Source organism: Streptomyces sp. NBC_01276, assembly GCF_041435355.1.
Taxonomy (GTDB): domain Bacteria; phylum Actinomycetota; class Actinomycetes; order Streptomycetales; family Streptomycetaceae; genus Streptomyces.
The window spans coordinates 4634789-4651826 of the sequence record NZ_CP108442.1 but is presented as its reverse complement, the minus strand read 5'-3'; the positions used below and the strand labels follow the sequence as shown (position 1 = coordinate 4651826).

At 73.3% G+C, this 17038-nt stretch carries 15 protein-coding genes and 1 tRNA gene; 8 read left to right on the top strand and 8 right to left on the bottom strand.

Going from position 1 to position 17038, the window contains the following annotated elements; genetic code table 11:
• Positions 1-188: 188 nt before the first annotated feature.
• Genes OG295_RS20885 through hutU form a run of 3 tightly spaced genes read right to left on the bottom strand, consistent with a single transcriptional unit; the run spans position 189 to position 4455 of the window.
• On the bottom strand, positions 189-1529 hold the full coding sequence (locus OG295_RS20885; protein WP_371678243.1) for a formimidoylglutamate deiminase: 1341 nt from the start codon (positions 1527-1529) through the stop codon (positions 189-191).
• Entirely contained in the window at positions 1520-2797 is a 1278-nt protein-coding gene (locus OG295_RS20880) for an allantoate amidohydrolase (protein WP_371678242.1), read from the bottom strand. The genes OG295_RS20885 and OG295_RS20880 overlap by 10 nt, the downstream gene beginning before the upstream one ends.
• A complete protein-coding gene (gene hutU, locus OG295_RS20875; protein ID WP_371678241.1) occupies positions 2794-4455 on the bottom strand; it encodes a urocanate hydratase in 1662 nt (553 codons plus the stop codon). Before hutU ends, OG295_RS20880 begins: the two co-directional genes overlap by 4 nt.
• Positions 4456-4559: 104 nt before the next feature.
• On the opposite strand from hutU, the gene OG295_RS20870 reads away from it, so the two are divergent.
• Together OG295_RS20870 and OG295_RS20865 are read left to right on the top strand one after the other, a co-directional pair.
• Positions 4560-5915: a diaminopimelate decarboxylase gene (locus OG295_RS20870; RefSeq protein ID WP_371678240.1), complete on the top strand. Its 1356-nt coding sequence runs from the start codon at positions 4560-4562 to the stop codon at positions 5913-5915.
• Between the two features lie 248 nt (positions 5916-6163).
• On the top strand, positions 6164-6979 hold the full coding sequence (locus OG295_RS20865; protein ID WP_371678239.1) for an alpha/beta hydrolase: 816 nt from the start codon (positions 6164-6166) through the stop codon (positions 6977-6979).
• Positions 6980-6994: 15 nt separating this feature from the next.
• Here the strand turns inward: OG295_RS20865 and OG295_RS20860 are convergent, their stop codons facing one another.
• On the bottom strand, positions 6995-7837 hold the full coding sequence (locus OG295_RS20860; protein WP_371678238.1) for a MurR/RpiR family transcriptional regulator: 843 nt from the start codon (positions 7835-7837) through the stop codon (positions 6995-6997).
• A 147-nt stretch (positions 7838-7984) separates the two neighbouring features.
• Here OG295_RS20860 and OG295_RS20855 point away from each other — a divergent pair, with 147 nt between their 5' ends.
• Positions 7985-8377 carry a hypothetical protein gene (locus OG295_RS20855; RefSeq protein ID WP_371678237.1) on the top strand — a complete coding sequence of 131 codons (393 nt, stop codon included), beginning with the start codon at positions 7985-7987 and terminating at the stop codon, positions 8375-8377.
• Between the two features lie 294 nt (positions 8378-8671).
• Here OG295_RS20855 and OG295_RS20850 read toward each other — a convergent pair whose 3' ends face one another.
• Entirely contained in the window at positions 8672-10054 is a 1383-nt protein-coding gene (locus tag OG295_RS20850; RefSeq protein WP_371681253.1) for a cystathionine beta-synthase, read from the bottom strand.
• A gap of 131 nt (positions 10055-10185) precedes the next feature.
• Between OG295_RS20850 and OG295_RS20845 the strand changes: the two genes are divergently transcribed.
• The 3 genes from OG295_RS20845 (at position 10186) to OG295_RS20835 (ending at position 13867) form a co-directional block, all read left to right on the top strand.
• A complete protein-coding gene (locus OG295_RS20845; RefSeq protein ID WP_371678236.1) occupies positions 10186-11205 on the top strand; it encodes an SGNH/GDSL hydrolase family protein in 1020 nt (339 codons plus the stop codon).
• Between the two features lie 276 nt (positions 11206-11481).
• A complete protein-coding gene (locus OG295_RS20840; RefSeq protein ID WP_371678235.1) occupies positions 11482-12702 on the top strand; it encodes an acetyl-CoA C-acetyltransferase in 1221 nt (406 codons plus the stop codon).
• Positions 12703-13063: 361 nt separating this feature from the next.
• Entirely contained in the window at positions 13064-13867 is an 804-nt protein-coding gene (locus tag OG295_RS20835) for a hypothetical protein (RefSeq protein WP_371681252.1), read from the top strand.
• On the opposite strand, the gene OG295_RS20830 is transcribed toward OG295_RS20835, so the two are convergent.
• Positions 13851-14207 (bottom strand): hypothetical protein, encoded by a 357-nt coding sequence (locus OG295_RS20830; protein ID WP_371678234.1) that lies wholly within the window; start codon positions 14205-14207, stop codon positions 13851-13853. The two genes, OG295_RS20835 and OG295_RS20830, sit on opposite strands and share 17 nt — an antisense overlap.
• A 101-nt stretch (positions 14208-14308) precedes the next feature.
• Between OG295_RS20830 and OG295_RS20825 the strand changes: the two genes are divergently transcribed.
• On the top strand, positions 14309-14539 hold the full coding sequence (locus OG295_RS20825) for a DUF4287 domain-containing protein (RefSeq protein ID WP_030231822.1): 231 nt from the start codon (positions 14309-14311) through the stop codon (positions 14537-14539).
• Between the two features lie 116 nt (positions 14540-14655).
• Here OG295_RS20825 and OG295_RS20820 read toward each other — a convergent pair whose 3' ends face one another.
• Together OG295_RS20820 and OG295_RS20815 are read right to left on the bottom strand one after the other, a co-directional pair.
• Entirely contained in the window at positions 14656-15510 is an 855-nt protein-coding gene (locus OG295_RS20820) for a Bax inhibitor-1/YccA family protein (RefSeq protein WP_266839449.1), read from the bottom strand.
• A 136-nt stretch (positions 15511-15646) separates the two neighbouring features.
• Positions 15647-15728, bottom strand: a tRNA-Leu gene (locus OG295_RS20815).
• A gap of 501 nt (positions 15729-16229) precedes the next feature.
• Here OG295_RS20815 and OG295_RS20810 point away from each other — a divergent pair.
• Positions 16230-16997, top strand: a complete 768-nt coding sequence (locus OG295_RS20810) for an ABC transporter ATP-binding protein (RefSeq protein WP_371681251.1) — start codon at positions 16230-16232, stop codon at positions 16995-16997.
• The last annotated feature ends 41 nt before the right edge of the window (positions 16998-17038 follow it).

Genomic DNA, 17038 nt, shown 5'->3' with positions numbered 1-17038 from the left:
CTCTCGGGAGGTTTCGTTCCCCCACCCCGCCCCTTCCCGGAACCGGGGCCCGCGGCCCCGGACCCCGCTCCCGGGGCCCGCCCCCGGGACCCCGCGGCGATGGGGCGCGACGGGCGCGCCGCCCCTGCAAAGGGGTCCGGGGCGGGCCCGGGGAACGGAGGAAGGGCCGGGTGGGGCAATTCCGGGCGTCAGCCGCGGACGGCCGCGATGGCTTCGGACAGGGCCGCCGGGACGTCCCCGACCAGGGTATGGACTCCGTCGCGGACCACGTGCCGGCCGCCCACCACCGTGTGGCGGACGTCGGCGGCCGAGGCCGCGAAGACCGCCGTCTCGGCGCCGAGCCGCGGCAGCGGGCCCGCCGTGCGGACGGTGTCCAGGGCGATGGTCGTGAAGTCCGCGAGGGCCCCGGGCTCCAGGCGTCCCGCGTCCGGGCGGCCCAGGGAGGCGTGGCCGTCGGCGGTGGCGGCGCTCAGCAGGGCGTTGGCCGTCCAGTGCCCCCGGGTCCGGCTGCGCAGGCGCTCGTTCAGCTCCATCGCCCGCGCCTCCTCCAGCAGGTCGATCACCGCGTGGCTGTCGCTGCCCAGGGACAGCGGGCTGCCCGCGCGCTGGAGCCGGCCGGCCGGGCCGATGCCGTCGGCGAGGTCGCGTTCGGTGGTCGGGCACATGCAGGTGCCGGTGGTGGTGCCGCCGAGCAGGGCGATGTCGGCGTCGGTGAGGTGCGTGTTGTGGACCCCGGTGGTGCGCGGGCCCAGGACGCCGTGGTCGGCGAGGAGCTGCGTCGGGGTCCGGCCGTGGGCGGCCCGGCAGGCCTCGTTCTCCGCCGTCTGCTCGGACAGGTGGACGTGCAGCGGGGCCTGCCGCTCCTGCGCCCAGGCCGCGACGGTGGCCAGCTGGTCGGCCGGGACGGCGCGTACGGAGTGGATCGCCGCGCCGATCAGCGCGTGCTCGCGGGGCTTGAGGGCCGAGACCCGCTCGGCCCAGGCCTCCGCGGTGCCGTCGGAGAAGCGCAGCTGGTGCGGGTTGGGCGCCTCGCCGAAGCCGGCGGCCAGGTACGCGGTGTCGAGGAGGGTGATGCGGATGCCGGCCGCCGCGGCCGCCTCGATCAGCGCCTCGCCCATCGCGTTGGGGTCGGCGTACGGGGTGCCGCCGGGGGCGTGGTGGACGTAGTGGAACTCGCCGACGTCGGTGATGCCGGCCAGCGCCATCTCCGCGTACACGGCGCGGGCGAGGGCGAAGTAGTTCTCGGGGGTGAGGTTCTGGGCGACGCCGTACATGACCTCGCGCCAGGTCCAGAAGGTGCCCGAGCCGACCTGGACGACGGAGCGCAGCGCGCGGTGGAAGGCGTGGGAGTGCGCGTTGGCCAGGCCGGGGACGGTGAGCCCGCGCAGCACCTCCGCCCCGGGGGGCGGGGCGTCCACCCCGGTGCGCAGCCCGGCGATGCGGCCGTCCGCCGACACGTCCAGGGCCACGCCCGGCTCGACGTGGGTGCCGAGCCAGGCGTGCTCCAGCCAGTACGTCTTCAGCGGCATGCCAGGCCTTCCAGTACGTCGGCGAGGGCGAGGACGCCGGCCACGCAGTCGTCCTCGGCGGCGAACTCCCGCGGGGAGTGGGAGACCCCGGTGGGGTTCCGCACGAACAGCATCGCGGTCGGGACGGCGGCGGAGAGGATTCCGGCGTCGTGTCCCGCCCCGGTGCCGAGGACGGGGACGCTCCCGCCGAGGATCCGGTTCAGCTCGTCGCGCAGGGCGTGCTCGAACTCGACGACCGGGGTGAAGGACTCCCGGACGACGGCGAGGTCGATGCCGTCCCGGTCGGCGTGCTCGCGGGCGGCCTTCTCGACGGCGGTGACGACCGTGTCGAGGGTGGCCTGGTCGGAGGCCCGGGAGTCGAGCCAGCCGCGCACGAGGGAGGGGATGGCGTTGACCCCGTTGGGTTCGACGGAGATCTTCCCGAAGGTGGCGACGGCCCCGGCGAGGGCCGCCTCCTGGCGGGCGGCGAGCACGGTCGCCGCGTACGTCAGCATCGGGTCGCGGCGGTCCACGAGGCGGGTGGTGCCGGCGTGGTTGGCCTCGCCGTGGAAGTCGAACCGCCAGCGGCCGTGCGGCCAGATCGCGGAGGCGATGCCGACGCGGTCCCCGGACAGGTCGAGGGCGCGGCCCTGTTCGACGTGCAGTTCGACGAAGGCGCCGATGCGGGCGAGGCGTTCGGGGTCGGCTCCGATGGTCTCGGGGTCGTGGCCGGCCCGCTCCATCGCGTCGGGCAGGCTGACGCCGTCGCCGTCGCGGAGCTCGTACGCCTTCTCCTTGGTCAGCTGTCCGGCGGCGAGCCGGGAGCCGACGCAGGCCAGGCCGAAGCGGGCGCCTTCCTCGTCGCCGAAGTTGGTGATGGCCAGCGGCCGGGAGAACGAGGCGCCGCGGGAGCGGAGTTCGTCCAGGGCCGCGAAGGAGGACACCACCCCGAGGGGGCCGTCGAAGGCGCCGCCGTCCGGGACGGAGTCCAGGTGGGAGCCGGTGACGACGGCGTCGCCCGCGAGGGGGTCGCCGAGCCAGGCCCACTGGTTGCCGTTGCGGTCCACCTCGTAGGCGAGGCCGCGGGACTCGGCCTGCGCCCGGAACCAGGCACGGCAGTCGGCGTCGGCGCCGGTCCAGGCGTAGCGGCGGTACCCGCCGCTGTCCGCGTGGCGGCCGATGGGCGCGAGCTCGTTCCACAGGGTGTGGAACGAGCCGGCGCCGCCCCCGGCCGCCGCCGCGGGTGCGGCGGCGGCACGGGGGGCGGATGCCTCGGGGGTGGGGCTCACGCGTCGCCCTCGCGCATCGGGACGCGCACGCCCCGCTCGTCGGCGACCGACTCGGCGATGTCGTAGCCGGCGTCGACGTGGCGGATGACGCCCATGCCGGGGTCGTTGGTGAGCACGCGGCGGATCTTCTCGCCCGCGAGCTTGGTGCCGTCGGCGACGGTGACCTGGCCGGCGTGGATGGAGCGGCCCATGCCGACACCGCCGCCGTGGTGGATGGAGACCCAGGAGGCGCCGGAGGCGACGTTGACCATGGCGTTGAGCAGCGGCCAGTCGGCGATCGCGTCGGAGCCGTCGAGCATGGCCTCCGTCTCGCGGTACGGGGAGGCGACCGAGCCGCAGTCGAGGTGGTCGCGGCCGATGGCCAGCGGGGCGGCGAGGGTGCCGTCGGCGACCATCTCGTTGAAGCGCTCGCCGGCCTTGTCGCGCTCGCCGTAGCCGAGCCAGCAGATGCGGGCGGGCAGGCCCTGGAAGTGGACGCGCTCGCCGGCCATCTTGATCCAGCGGTGCAGGGACTCGTTCTCCGGGAAGAGCTCCAGCATCGCCTTGTCGGTCTTGTGGATGTCCGAGGCCTCGCCGGACAGCGCCGCCCAGCGGAAGGGGCCCTTGCCCTCGCAGAACAGCGGCCGGATGTAGGCGGGGACGAAGCCGGGGAAGGCGAACGCGCGGTCGTAGCCGGCCAGCTGGGCCTCGCCGCGGATGGAGTTGCCGTAGTCGAAGACCTCGGAGCCGGCGTCCATGAAGCCGACCATGGCCTCGACGTGGCGGGCCATGGACTCGCGGGCGCGGGTGGTGAAGCCCGCCGGGTCCTTGGCGGCGTAGGCGGCCATGTCGTCGAAGTCGACGCCGACGGGGAGGTAGGCGAGCGGGTCGTGGGCGGAGGTCTGGTCCGTCACGATGTCGATCGGGGCGCCCTCGGCCAGCATCTGCGGCAGCAGCTCGGCGGCGTTGCCGAGGAGGCCGATGGAGAGCGGCTTGCGGGCGTCGCGGGCCTCGACGGCCAGCTGGAGGGCGTGGCGGAGGTTGTCGGCCTTGACGTCCAGGTAGCGGTGCTCGATGCGGCGCTCGATGGCGCGCGGGTCGACGTCGATGCAGATGGCGACGCCGTCGTTCATCGTCACGGCCAGCGGCTGGGCGCCGCCCATGCCGCCGAGGCCGGCGGTGAGGGTGATCGTGCCGGCGAGGGTCCCGCCGAACTTCTTGGCGGCGACGGCCGCGAAGGTCTCGTAGGTGCCCTGGAGGATGCCCTGGGTGCCGATGTAGATCCAGGAACCGGCCGTCATCTGGCCGTACATGGTCAGGCCCAGGTGCTCCAGGCGGCGGAACTCCTCCCAGTTGGCCCAGTCGCCGACCAGGTTGGAGTTGGCGAGCAGGACGCGCGGCGCCCACTCGTGGGTCTGCATCACGCCGACCGGGCGGCCGGACTGGACCAGCATGGTCTCGTCCTGCTTGAGGGTCCGCAGGGTGCGCACCATGGCGTCGTACGAGCGCCAGTCGCGCGCGGCCTTGCCGGTGCCGCCGTAGACGACCAGCTTGTCGGGGTGCTCCGCGACCTCGGGGTCGAGGTTGTTCTGCAGCATGCGCAGGGCGGCCTCCTGCTGCCATCCCAGGGTGCTGAGCTCGGTGCCTCGCGCGGCCCGTACGGGGCGGGGTCCTGACATGGCGGTGCCTCCTCCGATGTTGGTCAATCTATTCACATCCTCTCCGGATGAATAGATCCAGTCAACAGCTGCGGCGGGGTCGGCCGGATGATGGGATGGCGGACATGGCCTCCCAGACGCCCGAACGGACGCCCCTCCCGGACCCCGCCACCCTGCGTGACCTGGCCGTACGGGCCGCGGTCGGACAGGGGCTGCTGGACCGCGAGCCCGTGACCTGCCTCCTCGACGTGGCCGGGATCCGCGCCCGCGCCGCGTCCCTGACCGCCGCCTTCGACGCCGCGGCCGCGCCCGGAACACCCGTCCTGCACACCTTCGCGGTGAAAGCCGCCCCCCTGGTCCCGGTCCTGCGGCTGCTCGCGGACGCCGGCATCGGCTGCGAGGTGGCCAGCCCCGGCGAGCTCGCGCTGGCCCGGGCGGCCGGGGTCCCGGCGGAGCGGACGGTGCTGGACTCCCCCGCCAAGACGGAGGCCGAGCTGCGCGAGGCGCTGGCCCTGGGCATCGCCGTCAACGCCGACAACGCCCAGGAACTGGAACGGCTCGACGCGCTGATGGCGGCGGGCCCGCCCACCCGGTCCCCGATCGGGCTGCGGATCAACCCGCAGACCGGCGCCGGCACCATCGACGCCCTGTCCACGGCCACCTCCACCTCGAAGTTCGGTTTCGCGCTGCGCGACCCGGGCGCCCGGGAGCGGCTCGTGCGCGCCTTCCTCGACCGGCCCTGGCTGACCCGCCTGCACACCCACTCCGGCTCGCAGGGGGTGCCGCTGGCCCTGATCGCGCAGGGCGTCCGCGAGGTCCACGCGCTGGCCGAGGAGGTCAACGCGGCGGCCGGGCGGCGCCGGATCGACACCCTCGACATCGGCGGCGGCCTGCCGGTCAACTTCGCCTCCGACGAGCACTCCCCCACGTACGCCGCGTACGTCGAGGCCCTGCGCGCGGCCGTCCCCGCGCTCTTCGACGGCTCGTACGGGCTGGTCACCGAGTTCGGCCGGTCGCTGCTGGCCAAGCAGGGCCTGATCCTGGCCCGGGTCGAGTACACGAAGGAGACCGGGGGCCGGCCCATCGCCGTGACCCACGCCGGGGTGCAGCTGGCGACCCGCACGGTGTACGCCCCCGCGTCCTGGCCGCTGCGGATCCTCGCCTACGGCGCCAAGGGCGAGCCGCGCACCGGCCCGCCGGTGGCCCAGGACATCGCGGGCCCGGCCTGTTTCGCCGGGGACCTGCTCGCCACCGCCCGGGAGCTGCCCGGGCTCCGGCCGGGCGACGTGATCGCCGTCCCGGACACCGGCGCGTACTTCTTCACCGCCCACTACGGCTACAACAGCCTCCCGCGCCCGTCCGTCCACGGTTTCACGGCCACCCCCGGCGGCGGGATCCGCTTCGCCCCGGCCCGCCCGGCCCAGCCCCTCGCGGACCTCGTCACGGAGGCGGGGGGCGCCTTCCGCGACGCGCTGCTCTGAGCCGTCACCGGGCCGCCGGCCCGAGGGCGCACGGCGCCGCGAACGGGCGGCGGCGGCCCCGATGGGGTGGAATGGGGGAGTCCGCACGAGATCGGGGCGGACTCAGCGGCCCGCGCGCACCCGGGTACCCGCGTACCCGCTTACCCGCTTACGCCGACGCGCGACGCCGCACGCCGGTACCGGACGGCCCGCCCTCGCGGTCCCCGCGGCCCCGGGCCGCCGGGGCCGCCGCCCCCGAGGAGGCCACCATGGCCGCCCGACCCACCCCCGTGGTCTTCATCCACGGCCTGTGGCTCCACTCCACCAGCTGGGAAGGCTGGGCCGACGTCTTCCGCGACGCGGGTTACGAACCGGTCCTGCCCGAGTGGCCCGGCGTCCCGCCGACGGTCGCCGAGGCCCGACTGCGCGGGGACGACCAGGCCGGCGTCGGCCTCACGGAGATCGCCGACGCCCACGCCCGGGTCATCCGCTCGCTCGACGTCCCGCCCGTCCTCGTGGGGCACTCGGTCGGCGGTTTCATCGCCCAGCACCTGCTGGGCGAGGGCCTGGGCGCGGCGGCCGTGGCGATCTGCCCCGGCCAGATCCGGGGCGTCAAGGCCATCGGCCCCGCCCAGGCCAGGTCGACGTTCGCGTTCCTGAGCAACCCCGCCAACACCCGGCGGGCCGTCTCCCTCAGCCCCGAGCAGTTCCGCTACGCCTTCGCCAACGCCGTCCCGGAACACGAGGCGGACGAGCTGTACGAGAAGTGGACGATCCCCAGCCCCGCCCGGCCGCTGTTCCAGCTGGCCCTCGGCAACTTCACCCCGCACTCGCCGGCCCGCGTCGACACCGCCAACCGGACCCGGGGGCCGCTGCTCCTGCTCTCCGGCAAGCTCGACCACACCGTCCCCGACATCCTGACCCGCTCCACGCTCAAGCGGTACCGGCACTCCGCCGCGATCACCGAGTACCGGCGCTTCGACGACCGGGGCCACTCCCTGACCGTCGACCACGGCTGGCCCGAACTCGCCGACGCCTCCCTCACCTGGCTGCGCCGCACCACGTCCCTGGCCGCCGCGAGCTGACCGGACCCGCCGGGCTCACTCCACGAACAGCCCGCGCGCCACGGCCCGCGCGTCGAAGGACTCCAGCCGCGCCTGCGCGTCGGGCAGGGCGTCCGCCATGGCCTCCAGCAGCACCCGGCCCAGCAGCATCGGCGCACACGCCGTGTCGAAGGCCAGCCCGGTGCCGACCGGCGCCGGGATCAGCAGGTCGCAGTGGCGGGCGACGGGCGCGAACGGCGAGTCGGCGACCGTCACCGTCGTCAGCCCGGACGCCCGCGCGTGCTCCAGCGCCTCCACCACCTCCCGGGGGTGGCGGGGCAGCGCGAAGCACAGCAGCGCCGAGGCCCCGGCGGCGGCCGCCGCGTCGATCCGGTCGGCGAGCATGGAGCCGCCCTCGTCGAGGAGCCGTACGTCGGGGTGCACCTTCGCCGCGAAGTACGCGAACCCGCGCGCCTGCGAGGACGCCGCGCGCAGCCCCAGCACCGGCAGCGGCGCCGAACCGGCCAGCAGCCGGCCCGCCTCCTCCACCGGCGCCGGATCGGCGAGCATCGCCGAGAGCCGCCGCAGGTTCTCGATCTCGCCCTGGACGGCCTGCTGGTACTCGTTGTACGAGTCCTCCCGCGCGGGCTCCGGCCTGCCGGCGGGCGCCACCTCGCGCAGGTGGCGGCGGAGCGCCGGGTACCCGTCGAAGCCAAGCGCCACCGCGAAGCGGGTCACCGACGGCTGGCTCACCCCGGCCAGCTCGGCGAGCTCCACGCTCGACAGGAAGGGCACCTCCGCGGCGCCGCGCACCATGCAGTGCGCGATCCGCCGCTGGGTCGGCGTCAGCCGGTGCCCCTCGAACAGCTTCTGCAGCCGTGCGGCCGGGCTGTCGCTCATTGCCGTCCCCTCCGTCCGTCCCCGGTCAGATATTCAGTCACGGTGCACTCTGCATCGGGTTATGCAGCTCGGCAAGCCGCGCCCGCGATCCGGGATACGGGGGCTATCCCCAGTGCCGGTGGCTCCGCCGGTTCCTACGGTGGGCGCATGACCGCTTCAGCCCACTCTCCTCAGGCCCAGGAGCTCAAGAAGGAGCTCGCCGCGACCCTCGACGCCCGGCGGGAGCTGGGACCGGAATACGAGGCCGCCCTGGTGGACTCCTTCGTCGAGAAGGTCGACACCCAGGTGCGGCGCCGCCTAGCCGAGGAGCGGCTGCGGACCGCGCGCGGCGGTTCCGGGGGCGCGGACTCGGCGGTGGCCGCCTTCGGGGAACGGTTCGGCTTCGCCGTCGTGACCCTGGTCCTCGCGATCCCGCTCTCCGCGATCGGCGCGGCCCAGGCGGGCATCGGCGGGCTGCTGGTGGCCTGGGCCGGCATCTGCGGGGTCAACCTCGCCCACGCCCGGGGGCTCCGCCGGACCACCGCGGACCCCCTGACCTGACCGGCCCACGCAGCCCCTAAAAAGGGTGTGCGCGGGAACCGCCGCACCCCCGGTTGCCCGGGGGGCGGGACGACGGCGGTCCCCGCGAGGGACACGGGCCGGGTCAGGGCCGTCCGCGTCCTTGGCGTCCGCGTGGTCCGGGAGCCGCTCCGGAGGTGCGCCGACGCCGTTCGTGGTGCCGGCGGGGTTCCCGGGTGTCCGGGGTTCCCTGCCGACGACCACCACTGTGCCGGTGCCGTGTTAAGCCGGTGCTGCCGTCACGTGTCGGGCCCGTACCGTTCGTGCGACAGGTGGCTACTTCGCGCCCTTGGCGAGGAACGCCAGGAGGTCCTGGCGGCTGACGACGCCGGTGGGCTTGCCCTCGACGAGCACGATCGCCGCGTCGGCCTCGCCGAGCACCGCCATCAGCTCGGACACGGGCTCGCCGGAGCCGACCTGCGGCAGCGGCGCGCTCATGTGCTTCTCCAGCGGGTCCCCGAGGGAGGCCCGCTGCGCGAACAGCGATGCGAGGAGTTCCTTCTCGACGACCGAGCCGATGACCTCGGCGGCCATCACGTCGGGGTGGCCGGCGCCGGGCTTGACGATCGGCATCTGCGAGACGCCGTACTCGCGCAGGACCTCGATGGCCTGGCCGACGGTCTCCTCCGGGTGCATGTGCACGAGGGAGGGGATGCCGCCCTCCTTGTCGGCGAGGACATCGCCGATGCGCGCCGCCGGGCCCGCTTCCTCCAGGAAGCCGTGACCGGCCATCCACTCGTCGCTGAAGATCTTGCTGAGGTAGCCGCGGCCGCTGTCGGGCAGCAGGACGACGACGACGTCGTCGGGGCCGAGGCCCTCGGCGGCGCGCAGCGCGGCGACGACGGCCATGCCGCAGGAGCCGCCGACGAGCAGGCCCTCCTCCTTCGCCAGCCGGCGGGTCATCTGGAAGGAGTCCTTGTCGGACACCGCGATGATCTCGTCGGTGACGTTCTGGTCGTAGGCGGTCGGCCAGAAGTCCTCGCCGACGCCCTCGACGAGGTACGGGCGGCCGGAGCCGCCGGAGTAGACGGAACCCTCGGGGTCGGCGCCGATGACCTTGACCTTGCCGCCGGACACCTCCTTGAGGTAGTTGCCCGTACCCGAGATCGTGCCGCCCGTGCCGACGCCCGCGACGAAGTGGGTGATCTTCCCGTCCGTCTGGTCCCACAGCTCGGGACCGGTGGTCTCGTAGTGCGAACGGGGGTTGTTCGGGTTGCTGTACTGGTCGGGCTTCCAGGCGCCGGGCTCGCGCGCGAGGCGGTCGGACACGTTGTAGTACGAGTCCGGGTGCTCGGGGTCGACGGCGGTCGGGCAGACCACGACCTCCGCGCCGTACGCGCGCATCACGTTGATCTTGTCCATGGACACCTTGTCAGGGCAGACGAAGATGCACTTGTAGCCCTTCTGCTGGGCCACGATGGCGAGTCCGACGCCGGTGTTGCCGCTGGTCGGCTCCACGATGGTGCCACCGGGCTTGAGGGCACCGCTCTGCTCGGCGGCCTCGATCATCCGGACGGCGATCCGGTCCTTCACGGATCCACCGGGATTGAAGTACTCGACCTTCGCAAGGACGGTGGCCTGCAGGCCTTCGGTCACACGGTTGAGCTTCACCAGCGGGGTGTTGCCGACGAGGCTGATCATCGAGTCGTGGAATTGCACCATGTTCTCCAGGGAGGGGACTCCACGGGTTCTCCGGGAGGTTTGGCCAGAGTATGCGGAAAGGGATTGGCCGACCGGCTGTACGGGGCAGGAAGGTCAACAAGGCAGGACAGGAAGCGAGGGCCTGAAGGGTGTCCAGGGCGAGAACGGCCCGCCGGATCGCGGCGGGGGCAGCGTACGGCGGGGGCGGACTCGGACTGGTGGGGGTCGCCACGGTGGGGCTCGTACTGGCCGAGGTGCAGTTCGCGAAGCGGACGGTGGGCACCGGGCTGCCGGATCCGCCGCGCGCCGACGGGCTGTACGGGAGCGAGTTCTCCGGGCCCGAGCTGAGTCCCGGTCCGCTGCGGATGGGCATGCTGGGCGACTCGACGGCGGCCGGGCTGGGCGTGCGCCGGGCCCGCCAGACTCCGGGGGCGCTGCTGGCGTCCGGGCTGGCGGCGGTGGCGGAGCGACCGGTGGAGCTCCGCAACGTCGCGCTGTCCGGGGCCAGGTCGGACGACCTGGACCGCCAGGTGGGCCTGCTGCTGGACGGGGACGCCCCGCCGCCGGACGTGTGCGTGATCATGATCGGGGCGAACGACGTGACGCGGCGGATGCCGCTGACGCAGTCGGTCCGGTTCCTGACCGGGGCGGTGCGCAGGCTGCGGCTCGCGGGCTCAGAGGTCGTGGTCGGCACCTGCCCGGACCTGGGCACGATCGAGCCGGTGTACCAGCCGCTGCGGTGGATGGCCCGGCGGGTCTCGCGCCAGCTGGCCGCCGCGCAGACCATCGGCGTGGTGGCGCTGGGCGCCCGCACGATCTCGATGGGGGACCTGCTGGGGCCGGAGTTCGCGGCGAACCCGCGCGAGATGTTCGGCCCGGACTCGTACCACCCTTCTGCGGAGGGGTACGCGACCGCGGCGATGGCGATACTGCCGACGCTGTGCGCGGCGCTGGGCCTGTGGCCGGGGTCGGACCGGCTGGACGTCTCGCGGGACGAGGACATGCTGCCGGTGGCCAAGGCGGCGTCGGCGGCGGCCGGCGAGGCGGGCACGGAGGTCACCGCGGCCCGGGGCCCGTGGGCCCTGCTCAAACACCGCAGGCGCCGCCGGGTCCCGGCGGAAGACGTCCCGGCGCCCCTGCCCGGGGCTCCCTCACCCCCGGGGCGCTGAAGCCGCGCCCCGGGCCGGGGCCGGGCGGTCCGGCGGACCGGCGGACCGGCGGACCGGCGGGACACTGGAAGGAGCCGCGCGAACCGTCCCCCGGCATCCGGCGCCGGCCCCGCAGCCCGCACGCACGTGGCCCCCGAGAGCACGGCATCAGCGCCCCGGAGGCGAAGGCGCCCCGGAAAAGGGAGGCGGGCGTCACATGCCCAGGCCGGTGACCTCGACCGTACGGAGCGGTAACTTCGCTTGCGGTCCCGCAACGACGCACCCCTTGGAGTCCCGATGCCCGAAGCCGTCATCGTTTCCACCGCCCGCTCTCCCATCGGGCGCGCCGGCAAGGGGTCCCTCAAGGACGTGCGGCCGGACGACCTGACCGCGACGATCATCCAGGCCGCCCTCGCCAAGGTCCCCGGGCTGGACCCGCGCGAGATCGACGACCTGATGCTCGGCTGTGGTCTCCCCGGCGGCGAGCAGGGCCACAACCTGGGCCGCATCGTGGCCGTGCAGATGGGCATGGACTTCCTGCCGGGCACCACGATCACCCGTTACTGCTCCTCCTCGCTCCAGACCTCCCGCATGGCGCTGCACGCCATCAAGGCGGGCGAGGGCGACGTCTTCATCTCCGCGGGCGTCGAGATGGTCTCCCGCTTCGCGAAGGGCTCCTCGGACGGCCTGCCGGACACCCACAACCCGCTGTTCGCCGACGCCGAGGCCCGTACGGCCGCCGTCGCGCAGAGCGAGGGCTCGTCCTGGCACGACCCGCGCGAGGACGGCCTGATCCCGGACGCGTACATCGCTATGGGGCAGACCGCCGAGAACCTGGCCCGCCTCAAGGGCGTGACCCGTCAGGACATGGACGAGTTCGGCGTCCGCTCCCAGAACCTGGCCGAGGAGGCCATCAAGAACGGCTTCTGGGCGCGCGAGATCACCCCGGTCACCACGCCGGACGGCACGGTCGTCTCGACCGACGACGGCCCGCGCGCCGGCGTGACCCTGGAGGGCGTCTCGGGCCTGAAGCCCGTCTTCCGCCCCGACGGCCTGATCACGGCCGCCAACTGCTGCCCGCTGAACGACGGCGCCGCGGCGCTGGTCATCATGAGCGACACCAAGGCGCGGGAGCTGGGCCTGACCCCGCTGGCGCGGATCGTGTCCACCGGTGTCACCGGCCTCTCCCCGGAGATCATGGGCCTCGGCCCGGTCGAGGCGTCGAAGCAGGCCCTGAAGCGGGCCGGGCTGACCGTCGGCGACATCGACCTGTTCGAGATCAACGAGGCCTTCGCCGCCCAGGTCATCCCCTCCTACCGGGACCTGGAGATCCCCCTGGAGAAGCTGAACGTCAACGGCGGCGGCATCGCCGTCGGTCACCCGTTCGGGATGACCGGTGCCCGCATCACCGGCACGCTGATCAACAGCCTGCAGTTCCACGACAAGCAGTTCGGCCTGGAGACGATGTGCGTGGGCGGCGGCCAGGGCATGGCCATGGTCATCGAGCGCCTGAGCTGATGCCGGCCGGGCCGGCGGCGGACCGCCCCCGGCCCGGCGCCGGCCGTAGCGGAGGGTGAGGGCTCTGTACGGCCCCAGCGCGGGCACCCAGGCCCCGCAAGGGATCCTCTAGATCCATGCGCTGTACTGACGTCGAATCTAATCCGGTCGCGGCCGACCTGTGACCGAATCTCCCCCAGGATGTGACCTTTGTCCTGGGGGATCGGCATTTGCCCAGGTCAGACGCTATCCCCCCAAGGCCGCCAGGCCGAAAGACCTGTCCAATTCATGACGTAATGCACTGCACGCCATTCCCAGCACAGGACAAGCTGATGTAGGAAGTCGGGGGATCGAATCAATCAGGAGTTAGTCAGTGAGCGCCATGTCTCTTGCCCTGCTGCTGACCACGGCCGCTGCCACGGCCGTGGGCGCTGCTGCGCTGCACGCCGTCCACGGACTGCGCAAGCAGGTCACGGCCCTGCGCGGTGAGCTGACGGTGTCGGCACACCCGCGTGCCGCGACCGTCCCCCACGCCCGCAGCGCCGGGACCTCCCCCGCCGCGGAGATACGAGCCGCCGTGGCCGAGGCCCTCGCCGAGGAGCGCGAGCGCGAGCTGGCCGAGGCGCGGGCCTTCTGGGCCGCGCAGGAGGCCCGCGACGCCGCCGACGCCCCCTCGCTGCTGGGCGGCCTGCCCGGCCTCGGTGAGGACGGCCCGGTCTTCCTGCCCCGGCAGGCGGACATGGTCGGCCTGGAGCCGGTCCTGGGCGACGACCTCGCCGACGAGTACCCGGAGGATTCGGCCGAACTGGCCGCAGCCCGCCGGCGCCACCCCTCGCACCCCGACTTCGTCCCGGTCCAGTCGCACCCCGGCGCCGACCACGAGCGCACGGTCAACCGCCTGGAGGAGCTCGCGGAGGCCCGTACGGCCCTCGCGGACGTCCGTCCGGGCCCCCTGGGCACCCTGGACGTGTACGTCTTCACGGACGGCACCACGCTGTGCATGACCCCGGGCCACCGGGAGACGGCGGAGCGCCTCGCGGAGGCCCTCCGCTCGGGCACGGCGCCCGTCCTGCTGGGCGGCTCGGGCATCTCCGGCGCCTACGCGCTGACCTTCTCCTGCGGTGACTCCGAGGACCCCGACAGCAACGTCTACATCCTCGCGGACCGCGTCATCGCATCGCTCTGACTTCCGCCCGCTCCACCAGCGCCACGGCCTCGTCCAGCAGCTCGGACGGGGCCTTCGCGTTCTCCCCGCCCTCCCCGTCCCGCAGCGCGCCCAGCGCCTCGGCGAGGTCCAGCCCGGCGACCGACACCTGGTCCCCCACGACGAAGATCCCCGCGTCCGGCACGACCCGTTCCGGAGCCCGCCCCGAGGGGTCCTCCAGCCGCTGCGCCCGCAGGGCGAGCTCCCGGGCCAGGTCGAGCGCCTCGGCGGCGGCCCCGCGCTGGAGGCGGCTCTGCGGGGCGGCCCGCAGCCGGTCGGCGAAACGTTCCACGGCGTCCGTCAAGGGCGATGTATCGAGCACGCGGCCGACCCTACGCGCCGCCACCGCACCATTGCCAACGGGCGAACTCTCCGGCACGGTGACGTGAAGGGAACAGCACGGCGATACCCCCGGAGGCGCCCATGTCCGTAGAGTTCTCCGAGCAGACCCACCGCAACATGATCGACAGAATCCACCGGACCACCGGTCGTGAGATCTCCGACTGGCTCCGCACCGTCGACGAGGGCCCCTCCCTCCACCGGTTCGAGGAGAAGGTCAGCTGGCTGCGCGGCGCGCACGAGCTCTCGTACGGCCAGGCCAAGGCGATCATCCACGAGTACGACCTGCGCAGAGCCGCACGCCGGTTCGGCTGAGGCCGCCCGCCCCCACCTCCCTCCACCCGTTCCACGACGCGGGAAGGCCCCGCGAGCGGACCGCTCGCGGGGCCTTCCCCGTGCCGTGGTGCCCGTGGTGCCTCCGGGCGGTCCGGCTAGTCGTCGCCGGAGAGGATCTGGAAGAGGCGCAGCAGCTCCAGGTAGATCCACACCAGGGTCAGGGTGAGGCCGAAGGCCGCCAGCCAGGACTCCTCGCGCGGGGCGCCGTAGGTCACGCCGTCCTCGACCTGCTTGAAGTCCATGGCGAGGAAGCAGGCGCCGAGGACGACGCCGAGGAGACCGAAGACGATGCCCAGGCCGCCGCTGCGGAAGCCGAGGCCGTCGCCGCCGCCGAACAGGGCGAACAGCGAGTTCGCCAGCATCAGCAGGACGAAGCCGAGGGCCGCGGCCATCACGAAGCCGGTGAAGCGGCGGGTGACGCGGATCCAGCGCATCTTGTACGCGAAGAGCACGGCGGCGAAGACGCACATCGTGCCGAGCACGGCCTGGACGACCACGCCCGGACTGATGTAGGTGCTGGTCACCATGCTGATGACGCCGAGGAAGACGCCCTCGAAGGCCGCGTAGCCCAGGATCAGCGCGGGGGACGGCTTGCGCTTGAAGCTCTGGATCATCGCGAGGACGAACGCGACGAGCGCCGCGCCGACGGCGAAGCCGTACGACTTGTTGACGTTCGCCGGGTCGACGGGAAGCGTGATCCAGGCCAGCGTCGCCGTCACGATCAGGGTGCCGAGCGTCATGGCCGTACGGCTCACGACGTCGTCGATCGTCATGGCGTTGCCGCGGACCGGCGCCGCCGGCATGCCGGTGGTGGGGTCGGTGGCGTAAGGATTCGTCGCGTATGGGTTGGTCGCGGTCCCGGCCTGCGCGTGTTGTGCCTCGAAGCCCGCGTAGCCGCCGTTGTCGCGGCTGAACCCCCGTCGCGAGAAGACCGGGTTACTGCTCCTCATCTCACTCCTCCATGGCCACCGTGCGCAGCCTTGCCACAAGAGTAATGCGCTCGCAAAGAAAGCACCCTACTGCTGGAGGAGGATCTTAGAAGAGGACGCGTCGAAGCGCCGTCAAAAACGGGGACGGCTGCGGAAGTGCCCGGAGCCGGACTTGAACCGGCACGGCCCGAGGGCCAGCGAGGTTTAAGCTCGCCGTGTCTGCATTCCACCATCCGGGCAAGGCGCAGCGGGCCCCCGTGGAAAAGCCTTGAAACGCTGCGGCGAGCCTATCCGGATCCCCCTGCCGCCCAGACGGCCTTCTATCCGATGTTGTCTGATTTTATTGGTGATTGAGGGAGCGTCAGGGTCGATAAGTCACGGTCGGCACCGTTCCGGGCAACGCTCTCCCCCGCCACGGGAATGACGTAATTTCGCTGCCCCGCGCCACCCCGTCCGCCACCCCGGGCCACCCCCTGAGCGCGCCCCCGGCCGCGCCCCCGGCCGCGCCCCCGCTCGCGCCCCCGGCCCCGCCCGCGCGGATCCCCTCCGGGGCCGGCCGCGACGGCCGGTCCTCAGGGCTCCTGTCATACCAAAGGAGGAGGCGGACGCGCTCGCGATCAGACTCCAGTGGGCCGGAGAACGGGCACCTCGGCTGATCCCCGGCCCTGTTGGCGCGGTGAGGATGGAAGGGTCCCAGCCCCACCGCAGCAGCCGCTCGACAGGAGTCCTCCGTGACCGCCATGAACTACGCCCCGCACCACACCTCCCAGGCCGTGGCGGCCCGCGCCACGCAGCTCTCGAAGGTGTACGGCCAGGGCGAGACCCAGGTGGTCGCGCTGAACAACGTCTCCGTCGACTTCGCGCAGGGCCAGTTCACCGCGATCATGGGCCCGTCCGGCTCCGGCAAGTCCACCCTGATGCACTGCGTCGCCGGCCTGGACACCTTCTCCGGGGGCTCGGTCCGCATCGGCGACACCGAGCTCGGCTCCCTCAAGGACAAGCAGCTGACCCAGCTGCGCCGGGACAAGATCGGCTTCATCTTCCAGGCGTTCAACCTGCTGCCGACCCTGACCGCCCTGGAGAACATCACGCTCCCGATGGACATCGCCGGCCGCAAGCCCGACCGCCAGTGGCTGGACACCGTGATCGCCATGGTCGGCCTCTCCGAGCGCCTCTCCCACCGTCCCACGCAGCTCTCCGGCGGCCAGCAGCAGCGCGTGGCGGTCGCCCGCGCCCTGGCCTCCCACCCCGAGATCATCTTCGGCGACGAGCCCACCGGAAACCTCGACTCCCGCTCCGGCGCCGAGGTCCTCGGCTTCCTGCGCAACTCGGTCCGCGAGCTCGGCCAGACCGTCGTGATGGTCACCCACGACCCGGTCGCCGCCTCCTACGCGGACCGCGTCATCTTCCTCGCCGACGGCGCCATCGTCGACGAGATGCGCGAGCCCACCGCCGACGGCGTGCTCGACCGGATGAAGGCCTTCGACGCCAAGGGCCGTACCAGCTGAAGCGGCGCCGCCCGGCGGCCCCCCGCAGCCCTCCGCACAGA

Coding starts and splice junctions, on each gene's coding strand:
- OG295_RS20885 (WP_371678243.1), bottom strand. CDS start 1,529: ATGCCGCTGAAGACGTACTGGCTGGAGCACGCCTGGCTCGGCACCCAC.
- hutU (WP_371678241.1), bottom strand. CDS start 4,455: ATGTCAGGACCCCGCCCCGTACGGGCCGCGCGAGGCACCGAGCTCAGC.
- OG295_RS20870 (WP_371678240.1), top strand. CDS start 4,560: ATGGCCTCCCAGACGCCCGAACGGACGCCCCTCCCGGACCCCGCCACC.
- OG295_RS20865 (WP_371678239.1), top strand. CDS start 6,164: ATGGCCGCCCGACCCACCCCCGTGGTCTTCATCCACGGCCTGTGGCTC.
- OG295_RS20860 (WP_371678238.1), bottom strand. CDS start 7,837: ATGAGCGACAGCCCGGCCGCACGGCTGCAGAAGCTGTTCGAGGGGCAC.
- OG295_RS20855 (WP_371678237.1), top strand. CDS start 7,985: ATGACCGCTTCAGCCCACTCTCCTCAGGCCCAGGAGCTCAAGAAGGAG.
- OG295_RS20840 (WP_371678235.1), top strand. CDS start 11,482: ATGCCCGAAGCCGTCATCGTTTCCACCGCCCGCTCTCCCATCGGGCGC.
- OG295_RS20835 (WP_371681252.1), top strand. CDS start 13,064: ATGTCTCTTGCCCTGCTGCTGACCACGGCCGCTGCCACGGCCGTGGGC.
- OG295_RS20825 (WP_030231822.1), top strand. CDS start 14,309: ATGTCCGTAGAGTTCTCCGAGCAGACCCACCGCAACATGATCGACAGA.
- OG295_RS20820 (WP_266839449.1), bottom strand. CDS start 15,510: ATGAGGAGCAGTAACCCGGTCTTCTCGCGACGGGGGTTCAGCCGCGAC.
- OG295_RS20810 (WP_371681251.1), top strand. CDS start 16,230: ATGAACTACGCCCCGCACCACACCTCCCAGGCCGTGGCGGCCCGCGCC.